Source organism: Prevotella sp. 885, assembly GCF_002265625.1.
GTDB lineage: Bacteria > Bacteroidota > Bacteroidia > Bacteroidales > Bacteroidaceae > Prevotella.
In genome coordinates this window covers 28,981-50,460 of sequence record NZ_NOVE01000006.1, presented here as the reverse complement: position 1 = coordinate 50,460, position 21,480 = coordinate 28,981, and the positions used below count along the sequence as shown (strand labels likewise).

The following is a 21,480-nucleotide window of genomic DNA, read 5'->3' as shown; positions in this document are numbered from 1 at the left end:
TAATAAACGCCGGGACTGATTCTCTCGGCGTTTATTATGTATATACACCACTTTTTTGAAAAAACAGGCGAATAATTCACCAAATTTATGTAAGTTTGCAAGATAATTAGAAATCGCATATGGGAATATTTGGACTTTTTAGTAAAAACAAGAAAGAAATCCTCGATAACGGACTTGAGAAGACCAAGCACAGCGTGTTTGATAAGATTGCGCGTGCCATTACCGGCAAGTCTACCGTAGATGAAGAGGTGCTCGACAATCTTGAGGAAGCCCTTATCACGTCAGATATAGGTGTAGAGACAACATTGAAGATCATCAAGCGTATAGAAGAACGTGTGGCTCGCGACAAGTATATCTCCACAAAGGAACTTAACGGCATTATGCGTGACGAAATTGCGGCTCTTCTTACTGAGAACAATACTGGTGAGAATGACGATTGGGACATTCCCTCTGACCATCGCCCGTACGTCATCCTTGTGGTTGGTGTTAACGGAGTAGGCAAGACCACTACCATCGGCAAGCTGGCTTACCAGTTTAAGAAAGCCGGCAAGAAGGTTTATCTCGGAGCTGCCGACACTTTCCGTGCTGCTGCCGTGGAGCAGATATGCATCTGGGGCGAGAGAGTGGGAGTGCCCGTCATCAAGCAGCAGATGGGTTCTGATCCCGCTTCCGTAGCTTTCGATACGCTTTCTTCTGCAAAGGCAAATAATGCAGACGTTGTAATTATAGACACAGCCGGACGTCTCCACAATAAGGTAGGACTCATGAACGAGCTGAAGAAGATAAAGGACGTGATGAAGAAAGTGTTGCCTGAAGCTCCTGACGAAGTATTGCTCGTGCTGGACGGAAGTACAGGACAGAACGCCTTTGAGCAGGCCAAGCAGTTCTCGCAGGTTACGCAGATTACGTCACTTGCCATAACCAAGCTTGACGGAACAGCCAAGGGCGGTGTGGTAATCGGCATCAGCGACCAGCTGAAGGTGCCCGTGAAATACATCGGACTGGGAGAGTCGATGGAGGCATTACAGCTTTTCAATAAGCGACAGTTTGTAGATTCTCTTTTCAAGAAAGACTGATTTTAGACAATAAGAATGAAGAAAGGACTTGTAAACGTTATAACGATGGGTTGCTCAAAGAACCTTGTGGACAGCGAGGCACTCATCGATAAATTTCAGAAAGCCGGCTATCTGTGCAAGCACGATCCGAAGAGGATTGACGGCGAGATAGTTGTTATCAATACTTGTGGATTCATAGAGGATGCCAAGCAGGAAAGCATCGACACCATCCTGGAGCTTGTTCAGGCTAAGGAAGAGGGACGCATAGGCAAGCTCTTTGTCATGGGCTGTCTCTCGCAGAGATATAAGTCAGAACTGGAAGAGGAGATTCCGCAGGTGGACAAGTATTATGGCAAGTTCGACTTCCGTCAGCTAATCGACGATCTCGGTAGTCCGGCACAGCCTTGTCAGGACGTTAAGCCTTGTGTTACTACACCGTCGCATTATGCCTACGTTAAGATTAGCGAGGGATGCGACCGTCGTTGTGCCTATTGTGCCATTCCTCTGATTACCGGCAAGCATGTAAGCCGTCCTAAGGAGGAAATCCTTGACGAGGTGCGTAGCCTTGTGGCTAAGGGAGTGAAGGAGTTTCAGATTATCGCGCAAGAACTGACATATTATGGTGTAGACCTCGACGGCAAGCGTCATATCGCAGACCTTATCTCGGATATGGCTGCCATAAAGGGCGTAGAGTGGATACGTCTGCACTATGCTTATCCCAACCAGTTCCCCATGGAGTTGCTTGACGTCATCCGCGACAACCATAATGTATGTAAATACCTTGATATAGCCCTTCAGCACATCTCTGACAACATGCTCACACGCATGCACAGACATGTGACCAAGGAAGAGACTATTGCTCTTATTGAGCAGATTCGTAAGACTGTTCCTGGTTTGCATATTCGTACCACTCTCATGGTGGGCTTCCCTGGCGAAACAGAAGAAGACTTTAAGGAGCTTGTTGATTTTGTCAAGTGGGCAAAGTTTGAGCGAATGGGAGCGTTTGCCTATTCCGAAGAGGAAGGCACATATAGCGCTGAACATTATGAGGATGACGTTCCTGCAGAAGTGAAGCAACGCCGTCTGGACAAACTTATGTCCGTACAGCAGGCTATTAGCGCAGAAGTAGAGGCAAGCAAGGTGGGAAGCACGTTGCGTACCATCATAGACCGCAAGGAAGGCGACTACTATATCGGCAGAACCGAATTCTGCTCGCCGGAGGTGGATCCGGAGGTACTTATCAAGTCTGACAAGCGTCTCCGTACAGGAGCCTTCTATAATGTCCATATAACGGACAGCGACGACTTTGACCTCTATGGTCATGTCGTGAAATAAAACTATAAAAGTAGATGAACAATAAGGAATATATTTCAGAACTCTCGCAGCGTTGTGGTTATTCGCTCGATGATACACAGAAGCTCGTAAGACGCGTAATAGAGTCGATGGCTCAGCGCTTCGATGACGGCGATGGCGTATCTGTGGACGACTTTGGCGTCTTCGAAGTGAAAAAACGCAATGAACGGATTGTCGTCAATCCGTCGACGGGACAGAAGATGATGGTTCCTCCAAAGATTGTTCTTGCTTTTAAGGCAGCGCCAGTAGTAAAGAGAATGTTAAACGATAAAAGCAGAAATGACAAGTCTGAATGAATTTGCCAAAAGTCTTACCGATAAATACGGTTTGTCCGATAATGACGCTCTGAATTTCCTGAAGGAGATGTTTGCTGTCATTACCGACGAACTCCGTAACGGTAGCGATGCTACGAGTGTCAAGGTAAAAGGCCTTGGAACATTCCGTATGCAATCTGTAAACCCTCGTGTTAGCGTTGATGTCAATACAGGTGAGAGAATTTTAATAGACGGACGCTATAAGATTGTCTTCACACCTGAGGCTATGCTGCGCGATAGGGTAAACAGTCCTTTTGCCCAATTCGAAACTTTTGTCGTTAATGAAGGAATCGATTTCTCGCAAGTGGACGAGGAAGAGAATGAAGGAATAACTTCTTTAGAAGAAACTTCTTCCGATGATGTACCTTCCGATGAAATTCTTTCAGAAGAGATTCCTTCTGAGCCCCCCGTTACCTTAGAAGAACCATCTTCTTTCGAGGAACCAGTTTCTTCAGAAGGACTTTCTTCTTCCGTGGAGCCGGTTTCTTCAGGAGAACCTTCTTCTTCCGATGAACCGATTTCATCAGAAGAACCTTCTCTTTCAGAGGAGTCTTCTTCAGAAGATATTCAGGAAGGTGAAGAAAATCCCAAAGATAATGTCCAGTTAGGCTCAGCACAGACTGCTGCTCATGCTGCAAGCGATGTTGCTGTCGCCTTGATGCGTAAACCCACGAAAGAATCAGAGGATAAAGCTGATGAAGCGGACAACTACGTTCTAGGTAACGAGTGTCATAGGCAACGTGTGAAGATGTGGCGTTACGTCTTGACGTTCTTTGTTGTAGTCTTGGTCGCAATAGCAGGAATAGTCTTTTATTTTAATAAGTTTGCGAACGACAATATCCGTCGCATAGAGCAACTTGAGAGCAAGGCACGCGTAAATGTTAGTCCTGCTCCGAAAGTTAAATCAAAGCCAGCCGCAGCTGTTAAGGCTGTATCACAAAAGGTTGATACTATGGCTGTAGTTCCATCTGTGCCTAAAAGCAAAGTGGTAACTGAGCAGGAACCGTCTTCTGTTAAAGAGATATCCATAGTTAAGGATGCTGGTGCGCAGGCTGCACACAAGTCTACGCTCTCCTACGATTCTGATCCAAGAATACGTACCGGAGCATATATGATTGTAGGCGTCAGCAAGCGCGTAAAGCTACAGAAAGGTCAGACATTGAAGTCCTTAAGCAAGTTCTATCTTGGTGAAGGAATGGAGTGTTACGTGGAAGCTGTCAATAACTATCGAGAGCTGAAAGCAGGCGATATGGTCAACATACCAGCCTTGAAGCTGAAGCCCAGAAAAAGATAACTAAAGGAACTTTTGGTGAGTTCCTGATTATGCAAGACATAATATAATTTTTTAGATTTTCAGGATATATGATGATTCGTCAGTTGGCCATAATCTTTGGCTGTCTCGCGTTAGGAGAATTAGTGATTTATTTAACTGGCATTCCGTTGCCTTCGAGCATCGTCGGAATGCTGCTGTTGACCATGTTGTTGAAGTTGAAGGTGATACGACTGGAATGGGTACGTAGTATTTCCGACTTCCTTGTCGGAAACATCGGTTTCTTCTTCGTACCGCCAGGAGTGGCTGTCATGCTTTATTTCGACTTGATAAAGGCCGAGCTTGTACCTATCCTTGCAGCTTCCGTTATCTCCACCATTTTGGTGTTGGCTGTAACCGGATGGATGCACCAGTTCTATGGAAAGGCAAAAGACAAGTCGCATGATATATTTAAGCATAAGTAATCGATATTCACATAAACAACCGAACATTCACAATCATGGAATATTTTTCAAACGACTTTTTCCTTATCTCCCTTACCTTCGGTACGTATTTTCTTGGTAAGTTGCTACGTCGTCGTACGGGTTGGGTGATAATGAATCCAATATTAGTGGCTATATGCTGCATGATACTTTTTCTGAAACTTACAGGAGTCAGTTACGATACCTATTATCAAGGTGGACGAATGATAGAGTTTTGGCTTAAGCCTGCTGTTGTAGCATTAGGAGTACCTTTGTATATGCAGTTGTCCACCATCAAGAAGCAGATTGTCCCAATCCTCTTGTCTGAGCTTGCAGGTTGCATCGTAGGTATTGTTTCCGTCGTGTTTATTGCCAAAGAGCTTGGAGCCTCAAGGGAGGTGGTATTGTCATTAGCTTCCAAGTCCGTCACCACTCCTATTGCTATGGAGGTGACGAAGGCTGTAGGTGGTATACCATCGCTTACAGCCGCAGTCGTTGTTGGTGTGGGGCTTTTATGTGCAATATGCGGATATCGTACTATGGGTTTTGCCCATGTTAAGTCGCCGGTAGCTCAAGGTCTATCTATGGGAACCGCAGCACATGCCTTAGGAACTGCCACCTGTATGGATAAGAACGAGGTGCATGGAGCTTACGCCAGCCTTGGCCTTACCGTTAACGGTATCCTTACCTCATTACTTACACCTATGATCATACCTATGTTAGGTGTCTGATTATACCTATGTTAGGAGTATTAACGTGTATATAAAAAATCACCATTAACCGTTCTATGGACGATTAATGGTGATTTTTCTTTTGAAACCTTATTGCTTATTCGCAGACTGAAATGTTCAGCTTGTCTGCATCTTCTGTTTTCTCTACTTTTACCGTTGCTCCCTTCTTGACATTACCGGAAAGGAGAAAGTCGCAGAGTTCGTCTTCGATGTAGTTTTGTATAGCTCGCTTTAGAGGACGAGCTCCAAACTGCTGGTCGTAGCCCTTTGTAGCAAGGAAGTCCTTCGCGGCATCACTAACTGTTATTGAGTAGCCGATTTCCTTCATGCGATCTATGAGGCGTGTCAACTCTATGTCTACAATCTTTCGGATGGCAGCGGCGTCAAGTTGTTCGAAGGTGATTATGTCGTCCAGGCGGTTGAGAAATTCTGGAGCGAACTGCTTGCTCAGACTCTTCTGTATTACAGAGCGAGCGTATTCCTTGCTCTTTTCGTCTGCTGCACCTGATAGCGATACTGCGTTGAAGCCGATGCCATGGCTGAAATCTTGCAACTGACGTGTTCCTGCATTAGAGGTCATGATAATGATGGTATTGCGGAAATCCACCATTCTGCCGTTGCCGTCTGTCATACGACCCTCATCAAGTACTTGAAGAAGAAGGTTGAAGACATCGCCATGAGCTTTCTCTATCTCGTCAAGGAGTACGATAGAGTAGGGATGGCGCCTTACCTTCTCGGTCAACTGACCGCCCTCACCATAACCGACGTATCCCGGAGGTGCACCAACGAGACGTGAAGTGTTGAATTTCTCCGAGTACTCACTCATGTCTATGCGGACAAGAGCGTCCTTTGTACCGAACATCGTTTCTGCCAACTTCTGGGCAAGGTAAGTCTTGCCGACACCCGTAGGTCCAAGGAACATGAACACTCCGATTGGCTTATTGGGATCCTTTAGTCCAAGACGGCTACGTTGGATGCATCTTGATATCTTGTCGATGGCTTTGTCTTGAGAGATAACGGACGACTTTAGAGTGTCTGAAAGATGGCGAAGCATGCCTTCCTCTGATTCTGAAATCTTCTGAACAGGAATCCCAGACATCTGAGCCACAACCGTAGCCACTTCTGCCTCGTCGATGGTTTCACGAACGCCGTTATCGTTCTGCATCCAGTCCTTGTTAAGCTTCTGAAGCTCATCCTCGAGCTGGCATTCACGATCGCGATAACTTGCTGCAAGCTCGAAATTCTGGTCTGCAGCGGCAGCGTTCTTCAGACGCATCGTCTCGCTCAGCAGTTTCTCTTTGTCAAGAATCTCCTGAGGAATTACGGCGTGCTGTAAATGAGCCTTAGCACCTACCTCGTCCATAGCGTCAATTGCCTTGTCGGGTAGTTGGCGTTCTGTGATGTATCGTGTGGTGAGCTGCACGCAGGCAAGCAAAGCCTCATCCGTGTAGCGTACGTGGTGGTAGTCTTCGTAGCGTTCCTTTATATTCTGAAGAATCTCTAACGTTTCTTTCTCTGTAGACGGTTCTATCATAACCTTCTGGAAACGGCGCTCCAAGGCTCCGTCCTTTTCGATAGAGTTGCGATATTCATCAAGTGTGGTAGCACCTATGCATTGTATAAGTCCTCTTGCCAAAGCCGGCTTCATGATGTTGGCTGCATCCATAGAGCCTGGCGTGCTGCCAGCTCCGATAATTGTATGAATCTCGTCTATGAAGACAATAATCTCAGGGTTGTTCTCCAGTTCACGAAGCAGAGCCTGAATGCGCTCCTCAAACTGTCCTCTGTACTTTGTTCCAGCTACGATGGACGTCATGTCCAGACGCAGTATTCGCTTGTTGAAAAGCAGGGGAGAGGTGTGGTGCTTGGCAATCATCTGTGCCAGTCCTTCGGCAATAGCACTCTTGCCCACACCAGGTTCGCCGATAAGAATAGGATTGTTCTTCTTTCTTCGGCACAGGATTTCCGTCACTCTTGCCATCTCTACAGCACGTCCTACGACGGGATCGAGCTTACCTTCCTTGGCAGCAGCCGTAAGGTCCGTAGAGAACTTGTCCAGCACTGGTGTTGAAGTTCCGCTTGAAGGACGACCATTACCTGAAGGGTTGTTATATGCGTTTCCGACAGAATGACGTGACGTTGACTCGTCCTCTTCTTCAGAAAGGCCGATACCGTTTGTCGGAGTGTTGTTGTGTTTTATTGTGGTGTTTGTCTGCATGAAAAAGTTCTTTACGGTTTCGTATGACAAGCCGTTATTCTCTAATACCTCTTTGGCTCCACTCGGAGTCTGGTCGTGAAAGATAGCCAAAAGCACATGCTTCAGTTCCACTTCCTGCGAGTGTTGGAGTCTTGCCTCCAGTACGGACAGCTTCAGTACGTTGCCCGCATGCTCGTCCATAGATATTGACGATACCGAATCTTCTGATGTATTAGTTATATTGTCAGAAGCCTTGGCTTCCAATTCGCGCTTGACCGACGCCTCATCAATATTCATTGTCTGTAATATTGGTGTCAATGGATTTGTGTTATCCCTTAACATTCCCAAAACAAGATGCTCCACACTAACTGTTTTGCAAGAAAGGCGTTGGGCTTCTTCTCTGCTGAATGCCAAAACTTGGGAAACTTTTGGTGAAAACTGGTTCATCATGTGTGTTTTTATATTTAAAAATGTATAGCTGTTTTGATTATAACTATAGCAAATCTTATGCCATTACTCGTCGTCGTTACGTCCGCCAATGCAACATCTGATTTCGCGTTCAAGCTTTTGCATCGTCCATTCGCCGCCGTAACTATTTATGTATGCCTTTGCGCTCAACAGGTATTCCTGCGCCACATCCACCTTGTCAAGACCAAGATAGCATTTCGCTATATGACCGAGAATATTGCCTTTTTCGTTGTCGTAACATAGAAGGAGCGTCTTTTCAAAATAGTTGATTGCTTGCTTTAGCTTCCCCGTTTCTAAGGAGCTGACAGCTGCACAATAATAATATACAGACCGCTCGTGTGGGGCGAATACCTCCAGCTTGTCTGAGACGGAACTGATGATGCTGTCACAAAGACGATATTCATGGTCGTAATAATAACATACGCCCATATATGCACGGAAGCGATAGTTGAGGTTGAATCTCTTTTCGAGTTGCTTGAAAAGGATAATTGATTCGTGATACTTGCCGCTTTGGAAGTAATCCACGGCTTTGTTCAGTTTTTCCTTGTCTGAAATATTGTCGTATTTGGTTTGCGAGTAAGAGGTTTGTGTGAATGCCAAAACCAATAAGAGCAGTATTATGCTTCTATGGTTCTGCCATTCTCTTAACATTTTATTCCATAATCTCGTCATTCTGTATAGAAGCGTATAAGATTTCGCAGATGGTTCTGGCAGATGGTGCAAAAATATGGTACGTTGTTACTTCTCATACGACAGTCTTCCTGACCTCTGTACATACCCTTCATCTGATAGCCAGCACCCTCATAAAGTCCAATCTTCTTCTTGTTGCCTACGACAGGTGTCGGCACCTCATATTTCTTCGGCAAGAGATTCTCCCATTTACCCTTGAAGTTTACGAGTGAAGTGATGTTGGGTTCCCAAGGCTCGATGTCGAGAGGATGTATTGACAGTTGTTCCTGCTCATAAGCATATTCGTCTGCCAATCCTGCGAAACTATGACCGAACTCGTGCACTACTACTTTCTGGAACAATGGATGATGGGTCATTGAGAGATTGTATGAGTTGAGAATACCACCTCCGCCATACTCGCTTGTATTCACAAGCACAATAATGTGCTCGTAGGGCGTACCTGCCAAGACATTGTGAAGGTCTTTGAGGTTAAGCGTTGTGAGATATCTGTCAGAATAGAACGTGTCGAAATGGCTGCCAAGAGCGGTCGACTTCCATACTCCCTTCGATGGTTCGCTTGTTCCGGATTCGGCGGAAGGCGAACATACAGCCACGACATTAAAGCGGTCGCGCAATTCCTTGAACGGCTCGTGGCTGAACATCGCTTCGTTGGCAAGTTTCACGTCCTTGAGGAATACGTCCATCTCTGCTTCTGTATAGCCCTCTGCTACGTAGGCTATGTGGATGCACTTGGTAGTGTCCTTGGCTGCCTGAATTGTGGTGTATGGTGTAACATGTGAGAAGCCGATATGTCTGATGAGGATGTCGTTGGGCACAACGGTATGTGTCATGCTGCACATCACCTGACGACGATTGTCCATCAAATCCACAGTTACCTTCACCGTGTTCTTAGGCATCGGAATAAGAAATACGTTCTCAAAAGCCTTGTCCACGTGCTTTGCCTCGTCGTATGTCAGCCACTCCTGGAAAAGCGTAGAGAAGGAGTTGCGGTATATCACGGCGTTGGTCTTAGCGTCACGTACTGTTATCTGTCCGTTGCCTTCCATAGGCAGTTCGTCCAGATGTGCTTTCTTGCCATACCATCGTGGCATAAGACAAAGTTTGTCAACGGAAATTTTCTGATGTGATGCGTTGCCTGAGAATATATAGTCAAGGCGAAGTGTAGAGTCGGCGAAGCATTCGTCGAATCGTGGCTGTGCTTTGATTACGTTGGCTGATGCTGTAATGACGAGCATTATGGCAGCCAGAATAAGTTTGTGCATAATATGATTTTTCATTGTTGTTTGATGTTGTTTACGTCCTGCAGAAAATGATGTATAGAATGTATCATCTCTTTAATATAGTCTCTTTGCCAGTCGGCGTCATGGTGGTGGCTGCTGCCATAGAGTAGAATGTCAAGGTCCATCGCCACCTTGCCTTTCCGGCGTTCCTCGCGTTTGTCGCCGCATGCCTTCTCTATGTCCTTCAGATGCTCACGAAGGCTGTCTATGCTGATGTCGGTATAGCCATAGGCGAGCAGGTTTGTGTAGTTGGCGCAAGGCAAGCTGACGCCGATTGGCGCAGTCTCTTTCTCAGGCGTGAATCCGGCATTATGTATTAGTCGTTGGAGCGACTTTTTTGCTGCCTCTATCCTCGGTCTGCTGTCATAGTTTGAGCCGATAGCTACAATCACTTTATTCATCCTTTGCTGCGTCTTGGGGTGATTGGTCTTTGGCTGTTCCGATGCGTTTTGCTTCAATGTTGCCATAAACAAAGCAGAACAGCAGGAAAATGCTGTATACGACGTAATATGTCAGGAAGCAGAATACGATGTTAGTTCCGAATACCAGCATGTTGAAGTATGAAGGAAGACCGCTTGTGTCGCCGTCCAATGTTCCGAGAAAATCGGCGAAACTTGAGAAGTGACATACTATGAAAGGTATTGAGAATAAGAATATTGACAATACGAGTTCAAGTAAAGCAACAATAACGGAAAGGATTATATATCCGCAGTTCTTCATACCGAAACTATATGGCTTGCCGAAACATGACGCATACTTTGAGCCGTTCTCAAGAATGTATTTTGTATGAGTGTAAGCTAATGGAGAAAGCAGAACGAAAAATACCGCCACTACTACCAATACACCCAAAGCGACAAGCACCTGTGAGGAAGCTGCACCAAGACTTGCCGTCCACTTTACCAGACTTTGCTGGCTACTGTATACAGCCGTAGTGGCTACGATAAGTGTTACTAATTGCGTGGCTGTTACAGCTGTGCATTTCGTTAGCGTGTGCTTATATGATTCTCCGTTCACCAGTTTGGCAAAGGTAGCCATGGCGCATGACGATACTATTACGAGCAAAAGCAAGTAGCATGCATATATGCCCAGAAACATCATTGGGCTTATCTGTCCCGGCATTACTGTTGTCGGCAGGAAAGAGATTGCCGAGAAACATATAGATGCCAAGAGGGTTATGAGCCATGTCTTCTTGAATATTGTGGAGAGGTTGTCCGAATAAAGCTTAGCCGAGGAGCTGATACATCCTGCGTGACTACGACTCTTTATCAATTCGTTTATAATCATATCGTTATGAGGTTTTGTTTAATATTTAATCGAACGTCTGAATTCTGCTGCTACAATAGCAGTTGCCACAGCCACATTCAGACTGTCAGCCGTCTCACGTCCTTCTGGATAATTGGGTATGCGGATGGCTCTGGTTATCTTTGAGCGGCTGAGAGCGGACAGTCCCTTGCCCTCGTTGCCCATTATGATAAGGCCGTTGTCCGTAAGCGGCTGTTCATATATGTTCTTGCCTTCCAACAGAGTTCCGTAAACGGGAAGGTCTGACGGTACGATAGCAAAGAGTTTTTCCATGTCCATGTACGTGATGTTCACCCTTGCCAGGCTTCCCATAGTTGCCTGCACCACCTTTGGATTGTATACGTCCACCGTGTCTGTGCTGCATATTATGTTCTCAATGCCGAACCAGTCTGCTATGCGTATGATGGTGCCAAGGTTGCCAGGGTCCTGCACGCCGTCGGTCATGAGTGTCAGCTTCTTAGCTATGTCGTTGATGTCTATCTGGGTGTTTAACTTTTCGAAGACAGCAAGTACCTGCTGCGGATGACAGAGCAGACTTGTCTTTGACAGTTCTTCGTTCGTTACTTCCACGATTTCGCATCCCGCGTTCTTCGGAATAAGCTTCATGTTATTGTCAAACCAATCCTTTGTGCCTACCAGCATGCGCAGCTTCTCTTTGTGTAATGCCAAAATGTCAGCCACCACCTTCGGACCCTCAGCCACGAACATTCCTTGTGAGTCGCGGCCCTTCTTGTTTTCAAGTGAATGGATATACTTTATCTTGTTCTTGCTAATCATAATCAGTACGAAAACTATAAATTATATTCTGCAAAGGTAGTAATTATATTTTTTATTTATTAACTTTGCAAAGATATTTAGAATATATTATTACTAATAAAAGTATAGGTTTTAGAATGTTTAGAAGTGGTAAATGGATTTTGCCCGTTTTTGTCTTCACGATATGTATCTTGGCATCTTGTTCTTCGCTCAAGTTTGTTCCAGAAGACCAATATCTCTTGAAGAAGACCACCATCCAGAGTGAGGATTCTGTTTTTGACGGTCGTACTCTCTATCCCTACGTCCATCAGCGCCCCAACACCAAGTGGTTCTCCGTCTTCAAGGTCCCCCTTTCTTTGTATAGCCTTTCAGGTCGCGACTCTACGGTATGGATGAACAGATTCCTGCGCCGTTTAGGCGAACCTCCTGTCGTTTACGATTCCATAGAAAGCAACCGAACTCTCCATGACATGACTTCTGCCATGCAGTCGAAGGGATATCTGAATGCTGAGGTAAGCAGAACCACCACGAGCAAGAAGCGTAGGGCGCACGTCAACTATACCGTGCGTCCCGGACATCTTTATACTATAGGTAATGTGGTATATGAGAGCGAGGATCCTACGTTGGAGGAGTTTCTTCATCTTAACGACCCTAATAGCCGCGGTCTTAAAACCGGTATGGATTTCTCAAGCGAAAATCTCGATAATGAGCGAAAGCGAATAGTGAAGATTCTTGCTGATAAGGGATTCTATAAGTTCAATAAGGATTTCATCCACTTCGATGTCGACTCCACAGGTAAGGGAGGAACCGTGGATGTAAAGCTTAGGATAATAAAGTATCGTGCTTCCAATAACGGCGTTGAGACCAATCACAAGCAATACTTCATAAACGGCATACGTTATGCCAGCGGCGATGGCAAGCCTTTCATTCCATTACGCCAGAAAGTCTTGGTCAACAATACGTATGTGGAGGAAGGACAGCCTTTCTCTGCCACAGCATTGCAGGACACATATAATAAGTTCGGACGTCTGCAAGCGGTTAAGTACACCAACATTCACTTTACGGAGCTGCCTGACACCAACCTTCTGAATTGCGACATTCAGATAAGCACCCGCAAGCCCAATTCCATTTCCTTCCAACCGGAAGGCACCAATACTGCGGGCGACCTTGGTGCTGCTGTGTCGTTGACTTATGAGAACAACAATCTCTTCCGTGGTAGCGAGCTTTTCAGTATCCAGCTGCGTGGAGCTTTCGAGGCCATCTCAGGTCTTGACGGCTATCAGAACAAGGATTATGAGGAGTATAATGTGGAGACCAAGCTGATGTTCCCCCGCATCATAGCGCCCTTCCTTACCAAGCGCTTCAAGAAAGAGCTGAATCTCCAGTCGGAGCTTCTCTTCAGCTATAACCTCCAGAACCGTCCCGAGTTTCACAGACGTGTCCTTACGGGTGCATGGCGATATCATTGGAAGAACAACAGACGACATCGCTCTTACCGATTCGACCTCCTTGACATCAACTACGTGCACATGCCTTGGATTTCGCAGACGTTCAAGACCAACTACCTTGACGATGTGTCGAGCAGAAATGCCATTTTGAAGTATAACTACGAGGATCTCTTCATCCTTAAGACCGGCATAAACTTCCATTATAATAACGGTAAGCATGCCGTAAGGTCTAACTTCGAGATCGGCGGCAATCTTCTTAGCGCCATCTCGCACATTCTTGGCGACAAGAAAAACGCCGAAGGACAGTATACGTTGTTCAACATTGCGTATGCCCAATACGTTAAGGGCGACTTCGATTACACGCGAGTGCTGACCATCGACACCAAGAACACGCTTGCCATGCATGTGGGCTTGGGCATAGCTTATCCTTACGGCAACAGTAAGGTGCTGCCTTTCGAGAAGCGCTACTTCTCTGGTGGTGCCAACTCTGTACGTGGATGGGGAGTGAGAGAACTCGGTCCGGGACGGTATAAGGGTACTGACGGCAACATCGACTTCATCAATCAGACCGGCGACATGAAGCTCGACCTTAATGCTGAGCTTCGGACCTTCCTTTTCTGGAAGTTTAATGGTGCCTTCTTTGTGGACGCCGGAAATATCTGGACTCTGAAGTATTACGAGGAGCAGAAGGGTGGCCAGTTCCGCTTTGACGAGTTTTATAAGCAGATAGCCGTATCGTACGGCTTGGGCTTACGTCTCAATCTCGACTATTTTGTCATAAGACTGGATATGGGTATGAAAGCCATCAATCCCGTATACGACAATAAGCGCCAACACTTTCCGATTCTTAATCCCAACTTCGGTCGCGACATGGCTTTGCATTTTGCCGTCGGTCTGCCGTTCTAAACAAAAAACTTGTGGAAAGTCTGCCCGTTACAGCAAACCTTCCACAAGTTTTTTTATCTTCTACGTATTCCTTTTTATCTTCCGCAAATCTTCTGGAACGCACACGTGTCGCATGTCTTCTTGTCCTTCGTAGGCGTAAAACTTACCGAAGGGTCAAATATGTCTTTCAGCACATCCTTCAGGTGCTCCGTATATTCCGTCTTGGAAGGCAGCACGTCCATAATTCTTTCCTTGTCGAAATACAGAATAGGATCGTAGTCCTTGTTGACGGTCTGCTTTATGAACATAAGGGCAGGCGCCACCTTCAGTCCTGCAGGATTCAGCTTCCTTGAACCTCTCACGTTAAGTGCATACATGAGAGTCTGAAGGTAATAGTCGGAGTGTTTGCTGCTTATGTTTGCAGCATTAAACACCTCTTCCACATTCTTCAATACGTATTTAGGTTGCCTACCTGTCTTGTAGTCGAGCACTCGTATGACGTCCTCTCCAGTCTTTCTGTCCTTCACCATATCCAGTCGGTCTATGATGCCGCCCACTTCTAGCTTCCTCTGCTTGCCGTCGCTTGGAGTGGTAAAGCTTACGTCTTCATACACGGCAGTTTCCAAAGCCAGAATGTTGAAGGGCGTATTTGCTCTGTCGTGACGCAGCATCTGCTGCAGGAAAGTCAGAATCACTTCTCTGTTGATAATCTGCAGTCCGTTCAGGCTTATCTTGCCCTTTGATATGTCAGTCTTGAAGAATTCTTCGCTGAACGCCTTGTCCACAACGTCTCCGAGCAATTCCTCATTATCTATATATTTGTCGATGAACGCGTCTGTCACCACATTGTTGTTATGGCTTGCTATATCCTCATATATGAATTGTGCAGCCTTATGGAAAATGTTTCCGAACATGCGGTTGTCTATATCCTCGTCGTTGCAGTCCGGCTCCTTCACGTTTGCCACGTACTGAAAGAAGAACTGTAGCGGACACCTTATATATTTGTTAACGGCAGAAGGCGACATGCTCTTCATACCGTCCAGCACGCTCATGACGTTCTTGTCCTTACAGATGCTTCTTCTCTTTATAGGCGTTGTGGCATTTGATGCTGACAGGCTGGCATGCTTTATCTGCTGGCTGCCGTCCACCATGAGTTGTAGCATGAAGCGGCTCATCTCTCCCGTATGTCCGTTCTCTGTAGCCTCGTTATACATAATGGTGACGTTTCCGGCTCTTTGTATGAGGCGATGGAAGTAATACGAATATATGGCCACCTTATTGTCTATGGTGGTCAGTCCGTAAGCCTTTCGTATGGCGTAGGGAATGAAGGACGAGTCGTTTACGCCCTTCGGCATGTTGCCCTCGTTGCATGAAAGGATGAGGAGGTTGTCGAAGTCGAGGTTTCGCGTTTCCAGCACACCCATTATCTGTATTCCCACGATAGGCTCTCCATGGAACGGGATGGCAGTAGTGGTCACAATCTGCCTTATCAGTCGTCGTAGCGTATTCTGGTCGACGTCCAAGTCGCCGTTGTCCGTCAGCGTCTTCAGTCGGTTCAGCACGGTATACATTCTGAATACCGCCTCTTGGAAGAAGGCGTCCTTCTCCTGCTGTGCCCCCGTAATGCCAATTCGCTTTACGATGTTCGATAGTTTGCCGAGCAAAGCCGAATTGAATGTCATGCCTTCGTTCGTCTTTGGCAGTTGGCTGAACATCACGTCCATGCCTTCGTCCTTCTCGTACGTAGCCAGATACTGCACGGACAGATATTGCAGGCGTCTCTCCTTTATCTCTTTCAGCAGGTCAGCCGCGCTTTCTGTTGCCATTCCTGCGTATGGATGTCCCATCACCTTGCTGAGAAGTGACGTGCCGTAGCTTTGTCCGTTCTGCCTCATACCCAAGGTGTAGAGGTCGTAGAGTTGTGACACGAAAGAGAATATTGGTGTCGTGGCAAGCGGATAACCGCTTGTGATGTTCACCTTGTTTATATCCTCCGGCAGACTGTGCATCAAGGGCAGCAGTATGTTTTCGTCGCACATCACTATGGCAGTCTTTTTGCCCGCCTTATATCTGTCGTTCTCCATCAGCCAGTTGCCGGCAAAGCGTGCCTGGGCATTCTCTGAGGAAGCCGATATGTAGGTCATGTGCTTCTCGCCCTTCATATTGTCATACACATCCTCTGACTTTATGTCCAGCTCGCAGGGAAAGTCGTCCAAGTATTGTGCTATGTATGTTCCTGCTGACGGATTGTGCTGTCTTCCGGGTTTCGGCATATAGTAGTTGTCGAAGTCCCAATAGAAGAGAGCCTTGCCCTGCTTCTTTATTGTCGAGAAAAGCTGTCGTTCTACGGTATGCAGCAGATTGAATCCCACAAAGACATATTGGTCGAAGTCGAGCTTCAGATCTTTGTTCTCCACCACGTCTCTGTAAAGCGCACCCTCATACATCAGTCCTTGCTTCTTCAGCCGGTCACGATAGTCTGCATAGATGTCGCCGAAGTGACACCATAGGCTGAGGAATTTCTTCTTCAGTTCCGTTTCCTTGTCCTCCGTGAAGTTTGCGAAGAATTTCTTCAGAATGTCGCGCTGTTCTTCGTCCAAGTATGATATGTCGTCCAGCTCGTGTATGTCCTTCAGGTTGCTGAACACCCGTTCGGCGTCAGCCATATTCTTGTCCACATCGTCAAAGTCGGAGAGCAGCAGCTGTCCCCAACCATAGAAGTGGTCGAGGTCTTCTGCCAGTCCCGTGCACTTTACGAACGACTTGTGTAGGTCGCATATCAGTTTTATCGAGTCGCCGAGAGCATATTCTGATTGCTTGCCGAACAGCTCGCTTATGGTCATATACGTGGGGCTCCATACCGGCTTCTCCGCATTACGTGCCAGAAACTCGTTCATGAAGAGCGCCGCACGCTTGTTAGGGAATACCACCGCCATGCGCGAAAGGTCGGTTCCGTGCTTGCTCAGCAGGTCTTTCGCCACATGTTCCAGGAAAGATGTCTCGTTCATAATCTTACCTCCTCTATAGTGTTAGAATAAACATACCACAGGTATCCCTTCACGTCGGCATATCCCATGTTCTTCATTATTGCCATATAGTTTCTTACTTGATCAATATATTCCGGAGCCGGATTGCCGAACTTGAAGTCCACTACTACAATCCTCTCGCCGTCCTTCATCACTCTGTCCGGTCGTCGTTCCGTCACGGTGTCCGTAGCCTTATCGTACAGCAGGATGGAGCATTCGTTGAAGAGCGTCCATTTGTCCTCGAACCATTCTGCCACCTGCTTGTTCGTCATTCTCTTCTCCACCATCTTCCTCAGCTGTTCAGCCGTCATGGTCTCGTCGTCCAGCACGCCTTCTGCCACCAGTTCGTCTATGGCAGGGCAGATGTCAGCCTTGGTCTTTATCGTGGCAAACAGCTTGTGCAGCAGTCGTCCCGTCTTGATGTACGTCTGTTTCTGCTTTTCCTCCACGTTGTCGTCGGGTGTGATAAAGTCCTGGCTCTTGTTGCTCTGTCGGAACTTTCCTTTTCCTTTGTAACTCCTGTATGCCGCCTCTATCTTCTCCTTCTTGGGAAGGAAGATGTTAGCCGACGCTTCATGCTTGTGTTCCTTGGCTATATAAGTTTCGCCGTACGTGAATGTCATGGTGCTCTTGTTGTCGCCTGGCGTTCCTTCTATGACGCTTCCAGGCAGATCCATCTTGAAGAGGGCTTGCTCCATTGACGATGATCTGCTGAGCGAGTTGCCACGCTTGCCGAAAACGATGAGGCTTGACGAAGCTCGTGTGAAACCCACATATAGCATATTCAGATTGTCCACCATGTTCTGCAGATGCTCCTCATAGTAGTCTTCCTCATATATGGTGCCCAGCATCTGCTTTGAGCTGAACGGTACGGGGAGCACGGGCAGGGCATCGAAGGGATCATCCTTTGGCGAACACCATATCGTTCCGCTCTTCTCTATCTGCCAGTCGCAGAACGGCATTATCACGTGCTCAAACTCCAGTCCCTTACTCTTATGTATGGTTATGAGTTGTATGCCGTCGATGGAGTCGGCAGGAATGGTCTTCTTGTAGAACGAGCTGTCCCATTCGTTTATGAACGTATTGATGTCAGCCGTATTGTTGACGATGAAGTCTGCCAGCAAGTCGAAGAACTTGAAGAGGTAAGCGTCTTCGCCCTCTATGGTCTGGAGGTGGAAGATGTTGTAGAGGTGCTCTGCCAAGTCGTATAGCGGCATGCAAGCCAGCTCCGTCAGGTTATTGAGATATTCTGCCGGAAGCGTTTCTGCGAACGATCCTTCCTTGGCAATAATGCTGTTGGCTTCTTCCTCCGTCTTTCCCATGATGTGTGTCAGTATGGCTTTCTGGAGGTATATTGCTGTCACGGCATTGTCCGTGTCCACAAGGTAACGCATGGCGTTTACGATTATCTCCACCGCCATAGAGCTGTCCAGCCTGTACGCCTCGTTCGACACCAGTCTGACCGTCGGCAGCTCCATCGCCAGATAGTCAGCTATGGCTTGCAATGTATTGTTTGATCTTGCTATGATGGCTATGTCCGCCAATGCCGCTCCTTGGCTGAGCAGGCTTTCTATGTTGGTCTTCACCATCTCCATCATCTCCTCGTTCGAGTTGTTGCCCTTATTGCCTGGCAGCAAGGTTATCTCCACACGTCCTAAAGCCTCCTTCTTCTTCTCCGCCACTTTCTGCTCCACGTCCGAGTAAGCCTTCTTCAGCTGTTCGGCACGTAGTATGCCGTTGTCCGAGCTGTCCAGCTGTGTCAGATTGTCATACTCCACGTCAGCCATAGCTTTGAAGAATGCGTTGTTGAAGACTATGACGTTACGTTGCGAACGCCAGTTGGTGTCCAGAGGTTCCAGTTTCAGCATGTCATTCTTGCCAGGAAATTCCGTCTCTATGTTGTTCAGCATTCGCCAGTCGCCCGATCGCCATCTGTAGATGCTCTGCTTCACGTCGCCTACGATAAGGTTGCCTTTAGTCTCGCCGTTACTCATACATTCTTCCAGCAGCACCTTGAAGTTCTGCCATTGTATGACGCTCGTGTCCTGAAACTCGTCTATCATGATGGTCTCCAGACGTGTGCCTATCTTTTCGAAGATGAAGGGCGAGTCAGAGTCCTGTATGAGCGAGTGGAGTAGGGAGTGGGTGTCGCTGAGCAGGAAGCGGTTGGTTTCCATATTCATCTCCCTCACCTTTGTATCTATGCTGTTAAGGAGTCGCAGCTGATTGATGTTTCGCAGGGTTAGTGCAGCCGACTGGTACGTACGCCATCTTTTCGATCTCACCTCTTCCGTCTCCTCCAGAATCTTCGCCAGCGTGCCTGTGGCGAAGTCGCGCAAGTCTTGCGGGGCGCTTCCCGTCACCCATTTGTCCGTTTCGCCGTTGAGCGCTCCGACAGCCGTTTTTGTCAGAATGCTGTCGTCCATCACTCCGTTCCTTATCTTGATGAAGTATCTAGCCACGCCTTTCGTTTTATTGCTCAGGTCATTCACCGTATATCCTCTTTCCTCCAGCGCCTGAAAGAAGCGTTCGGCTTCTGTCTGGATGTCTTTCTTGGCGTTGTCTCTGAGCTGGCGCAGCATGTGGGTATAACGTCCGAAAAATCCCTTCTCCGCCAGCTTCTTGTTCAGCTCCTTCGAGTGTGTCTTATAGAATTCCTTGAATATGTTCTTGCCGAATTCCTTGATGTTTCCGATGACGTTCCAGTCGTGTTCTTCGTCGATGTTCTCCTGGATGAAGTCCATTATCCATTTCAGAAAGTCGTCCTTCTCGCGCAGTTCGGTTATGAGCTGGTCCACGGCGTTCGACTCGATGTCCTCGTCGTTCAGCTCCACCTTGAGATTGGCTGTCAGGTCCAGCTCTCTTGCAAGATTGCGTAGCACGCTCTGAAAGAAAGAGTCGATGGTCTCTATTCTGAAGTAGCTGTAGTTGCTTACGATGTTGTGAAGGGCTATGCCGGCTCTCTCCGTAAGCATCTTGTCGCCTATGCCCAGCTCTTTCTTTATCTTGTCCGCATATCCCTTCGAGTCTGGCAGTTGTTTCCAGATGCCGTATAGCTGGCTGAGGATGCGCATTTTCATCTCCTCCGTAGCCTTGTTGGTGAAGGTCACGGCAAGAGTGCTTCGGTAGCTGTTAGGATTTAGGATAAGCAGTTTTATGTATTCTGCGGAAAGCGTGAATGTCTTTCCGCTACCAGCACTTGCCTTATATATAGTAAGAGCCTTGTCGTTCATATAATGTTTTGTTTTTAGAAAAAGGTGTCACATCATGTTTTCCAGGTCATGTAGGGCGCTTTGCATGTCGGAAGCGAACGTCAGGTGTTCGCACAGAAAGTCCTCCTTTCCGTGTGCTATATGGCTGTATAGCGCCTTGTCCATATCCTGCACGTATGAAGAGATGGCATACTCGATGTCGTCCTTCTGGGACGGTATGGTGGAGTGGGCATACACTCTCCACTTCTGGTGGAAGAAGCAGTATGCCGACTCTATGCTGTCTTTACAGTACATCTGTCTTCAATATCTTGATGTCCTCGCAGGGGCGGTCGCCACGCTGCGTCTCTACAGACTGGATTTTCTCCACCACGTCCAGTCCTTCTGTCACCTCGCCGAATACCGTGTACTGTCCGTCCAGGTGTGGAGTGCCGCCGATGGTCGTGTATGCCTCCATCTGCTCCTCGCTCAGTCCCACAGGATTAGCCTTGCAGATGTCCTGTGCTTCCTTCATCAGACGCTCCTGCATGTCCTGCAGGCCGGCACGGTCACGATTGCGGCGCATCTCCATTATCTCCTCCTTGTGGTATGTCACGAGGTCGTTGAAGGTGATGGTCACTTGGTTCTGCTTCATCTGCTTCTCCATCTGCTTCAGCTGCGAAGCCTTATACACGTCGCCCCAGACAATATAGAACTGGCTGCCGCTCGACTCACGGTTCGGGTTTACCTCGTCGCCCATGCGAGCTGCGCACAGGGCGCCGCGCTTGTGGAAGAGGTTGGGCTTTATCTCTGCCTTGATGGTATAGTCAGGACCTCCCATGCCCAACTGCTTTCCGGCAGGAGCGTTCTTCGAGTCGGGGTCGCCGCCCTGAATCATAAAGTTCTCTATCACTCTGTGGAACAGCACGTTGTCATAATATCCCTCCGAAGCCAGCTTTACGAAGTTGTCGCGATGGAGTGGGGTCTCGTCGTACAGGCGTACTGTGATGTCGCCCATAGTGGTTGTGATTTTGATGTTTGCCATTGTCGTTAATG

At 47.4% G+C, this 21,480-nt stretch carries 17 protein-coding genes; 7 read left to right on the top strand and 10 right to left on the bottom strand.

Annotation, left to right across the window (positions count from 1 at the left end; all coding sequences use genetic code 11):
* The first annotated feature begins 119 nt into the window (after nucleotides 1–119).
* From ftsY to CHL74_RS03735, 6 genes are all read left to right on the top strand, one after another.
* Nucleotides 120–1,076, top strand: coding sequence for a signal recognition particle-docking protein FtsY (ftsY, locus tag CHL74_RS03760; protein WP_094879832.1), 957 nt, complete (start codon nucleotides 120–122; stop codon nucleotides 1,074–1,076).
* 15 nt (nucleotides 1,077–1,091) lie between these two features.
* Nucleotides 1,092–2,390: a 30S ribosomal protein S12 methylthiotransferase RimO gene (gene rimO / locus CHL74_RS03755; protein ID WP_094879831.1), complete on the top strand. Its 1,299-nt coding sequence runs from the start codon at nucleotides 1,092–1,094 to the stop codon at nucleotides 2,388–2,390.
* Nucleotides 2,391–2,404: 14 nt separating this feature from the next.
* Entirely contained in the window at nucleotides 2,405–2,704 is a 300-nt protein-coding gene (locus CHL74_RS03750; RefSeq protein ID WP_094879830.1) for an HU family DNA-binding protein, read from the top strand.
* Entirely contained in the window at nucleotides 2,688–4,016 is a 1,329-nt protein-coding gene (locus CHL74_RS03745; RefSeq protein WP_094879829.1) for an HU family DNA-binding protein, read from the top strand. The genes CHL74_RS03750 and CHL74_RS03745 overlap by 17 nt, the downstream gene beginning before the upstream one ends.
* A gap of 71 nt (nucleotides 4,017–4,087) precedes the next feature.
* Complete coding sequence (locus tag CHL74_RS03740) at nucleotides 4,088–4,456, top strand: CidA/LrgA family protein (RefSeq protein ID WP_094879889.1); 369 nt, start codon at nucleotides 4,088–4,090, stop codon at nucleotides 4,454–4,456.
* A gap of 35 nt (nucleotides 4,457–4,491) precedes the next feature.
* Entirely contained in the window at nucleotides 4,492–5,184 is a 693-nt protein-coding gene (locus CHL74_RS03735; protein WP_094879828.1) for an LrgB family protein, read from the top strand.
* A 97-nt stretch (nucleotides 5,185–5,281) separates the two neighbouring features.
* Here the strand turns inward: CHL74_RS03735 and CHL74_RS03730 are convergent, their stop codons facing one another.
* From CHL74_RS03730 to CHL74_RS03705, 6 genes are all read right to left on the bottom strand, one after another.
* On the bottom strand, nucleotides 5,282–7,831 hold the full coding sequence (locus CHL74_RS03730; RefSeq protein ID WP_094879827.1) for an ATP-dependent Clp protease ATP-binding subunit: 2,550 nt from the start codon (nucleotides 7,829–7,831) through the stop codon (nucleotides 5,282–5,284).
* A gap of 63 nt (nucleotides 7,832–7,894) precedes the next feature.
* Complete coding sequence (locus CHL74_RS03725) at nucleotides 7,895–8,449, bottom strand: tetratricopeptide repeat protein (RefSeq protein WP_094879826.1); 555 nt, start codon at nucleotides 8,447–8,449, stop codon at nucleotides 7,895–7,897.
* A gap of 68 nt (nucleotides 8,450–8,517) precedes the next feature.
* Nucleotides 8,518–9,801, bottom strand: a complete 1,284-nt coding sequence (locus CHL74_RS03720; RefSeq protein ID WP_094879888.1) for a M64 family metallopeptidase — start codon at nucleotides 9,799–9,801, stop codon at nucleotides 8,518–8,520.
* Between the two features lie 11 nt (nucleotides 9,802–9,812).
* Entirely contained in the window at nucleotides 9,813–10,220 is a 408-nt protein-coding gene (locus CHL74_RS03715) for a 2-amino-4-hydroxy-6-hydroxymethyldihydropteridine diphosphokinase (protein ID WP_176452161.1), read from the bottom strand.
* Nucleotides 10,213–11,103 carry a hypothetical protein gene (locus CHL74_RS03710; RefSeq protein ID WP_094879824.1) on the bottom strand — a complete coding sequence of 297 codons (891 nt, stop codon included), beginning with the start codon at nucleotides 11,101–11,103 and terminating at the stop codon, nucleotides 10,213–10,215. The genes CHL74_RS03715 and CHL74_RS03710 overlap by 8 nt, the downstream gene beginning before the upstream one ends.
* Nucleotides 11,104–11,121: 18 nt before the next feature.
* A complete protein-coding gene (locus tag CHL74_RS03705; RefSeq protein WP_094879823.1) occupies nucleotides 11,122–11,898 on the bottom strand; it encodes a TrmH family RNA methyltransferase in 777 nt (258 codons plus the stop codon).
* A gap of 116 nt (nucleotides 11,899–12,014) precedes the next feature.
* Here CHL74_RS03705 and tamL point away from each other — a divergent pair, with 116 nt between their 5' ends.
* Complete coding sequence (tamL, locus tag CHL74_RS03700; RefSeq protein WP_094879822.1) at nucleotides 12,015–14,231, top strand: translocation and assembly module lipoprotein TamL; 2,217 nt, start codon at nucleotides 12,015–12,017, stop codon at nucleotides 14,229–14,231.
* Nucleotides 14,232–14,305: 74 nt separating this feature from the next.
* On the opposite strand, the gene CHL74_RS03695 is transcribed toward tamL, so the two are convergent.
* Genes CHL74_RS03695 through CHL74_RS03680 form a run of 4 tightly spaced genes read right to left on the bottom strand, consistent with a single transcriptional unit; the run spans nucleotide 14,306 to nucleotide 21,469 of the window.
* Nucleotides 14,306–17,218, bottom strand: coding sequence for a PD-(D/E)XK nuclease family protein (locus CHL74_RS03695; RefSeq protein ID WP_094879821.1), 2,913 nt, complete (start codon nucleotides 17,216–17,218; stop codon nucleotides 14,306–14,308).
* Complete coding sequence (locus tag CHL74_RS03690; RefSeq protein ID WP_094879820.1) at nucleotides 17,215–20,469, bottom strand: UvrD-helicase domain-containing protein; 3,255 nt, start codon at nucleotides 20,467–20,469, stop codon at nucleotides 17,215–17,217. The genes CHL74_RS03695 and CHL74_RS03690 overlap by 4 nt, the downstream gene beginning before the upstream one ends.
* Nucleotides 20,470–20,496: 27 nt before the next feature.
* A complete protein-coding gene (locus CHL74_RS03685; RefSeq protein ID WP_094879819.1) occupies nucleotides 20,497–20,742 on the bottom strand; it encodes a hypothetical protein in 246 nt (81 codons plus the stop codon).
* On the bottom strand, nucleotides 20,732–21,469 hold the full coding sequence (locus CHL74_RS03680) for a peptidylprolyl isomerase (protein ID WP_094879818.1): 738 nt from the start codon (nucleotides 21,467–21,469) through the stop codon (nucleotides 20,732–20,734). Before CHL74_RS03680 ends, CHL74_RS03685 begins: the two co-directional genes overlap by 11 nt.
* Between the last annotated feature and the right edge of the window lie 11 nt (nucleotides 21,470–21,480).

What these genes read in the sequence shown, in the direction of transcription:
- ftsY (WP_094879832.1), top strand. Translation starts at nt 120, where the DNA reads ATGGGAATATTTGGACTTTTTAGTAAAAACAAGAAAGAAATCCTCGAT.
- rimO (WP_094879831.1), top strand. Translation starts at nt 1,092, where the DNA reads ATGAAGAAAGGACTTGTAAACGTTATAACGATGGGTTGCTCAAAGAAC.
- CHL74_RS03750 (WP_094879830.1), top strand. Translation starts at nt 2,405, where the DNA reads ATGAACAATAAGGAATATATTTCAGAACTCTCGCAGCGTTGTGGTTAT.
- CHL74_RS03745 (WP_094879829.1), top strand. Translation starts at nt 2,688, where the DNA reads ATGACAAGTCTGAATGAATTTGCCAAAAGTCTTACCGATAAATACGGT.
- CHL74_RS03740 (WP_094879889.1), top strand. Translation starts at nt 4,088, where the DNA reads ATGATTCGTCAGTTGGCCATAATCTTTGGCTGTCTCGCGTTAGGAGAA.
- CHL74_RS03735 (WP_094879828.1), top strand. Translation starts at nt 4,492, where the DNA reads ATGGAATATTTTTCAAACGACTTTTTCCTTATCTCCCTTACCTTCGGT.
- CHL74_RS03730 (WP_094879827.1), bottom strand. Translation starts at nt 7,831, where the DNA reads ATGATGAACCAGTTTTCACCAAAAGTTTCCCAAGTTTTGGCATTCAGC.
- CHL74_RS03720 (WP_094879888.1), bottom strand. Translation starts at nt 9,801, where the DNA reads ATGCACAAACTTATTCTGGCTGCCATAATGCTCGTCATTACAGCATCA.
- CHL74_RS03715 (WP_176452161.1), bottom strand. Translation starts at nt 10,220, where the DNA reads ATGAATAAAGTGATTGTAGCTATCGGCTCAAACTATGACAGCAGACCG.
- CHL74_RS03710 (WP_094879824.1), bottom strand. Translation starts at nt 11,103, where the DNA reads ATGATTATAAACGAATTGATAAAGAGTCGTAGTCACGCAGGATGTATC.
- CHL74_RS03705 (WP_094879823.1), bottom strand. Translation starts at nt 11,898, where the DNA reads ATGATTAGCAAGAACAAGATAAAGTATATCCATTCACTTGAAAACAAG.
- tamL (WP_094879822.1), top strand. Translation starts at nt 12,015, where the DNA reads ATGTTTAGAAGTGGTAAATGGATTTTGCCCGTTTTTGTCTTCACGATA.
- CHL74_RS03695 (WP_094879821.1), bottom strand. Translation starts at nt 17,218, where the DNA reads ATGAACGAGACATCTTTCCTGGAACATGTGGCGAAAGACCTGCTGAGC.
- CHL74_RS03690 (WP_094879820.1), bottom strand. Translation starts at nt 20,469, where the DNA reads ATGAACGACAAGGCTCTTACTATATATAAGGCAAGTGCTGGTAGCGGA.
- CHL74_RS03685 (WP_094879819.1), bottom strand. Translation starts at nt 20,742, where the DNA reads ATGTACTGTAAAGACAGCATAGAGTCGGCATACTGCTTCTTCCACCAG.
- CHL74_RS03680 (WP_094879818.1), bottom strand. Translation starts at nt 21,469, where the DNA reads ATGGCAAACATCAAAATCACAACCACTATGGGCGACATCACAGTACGC.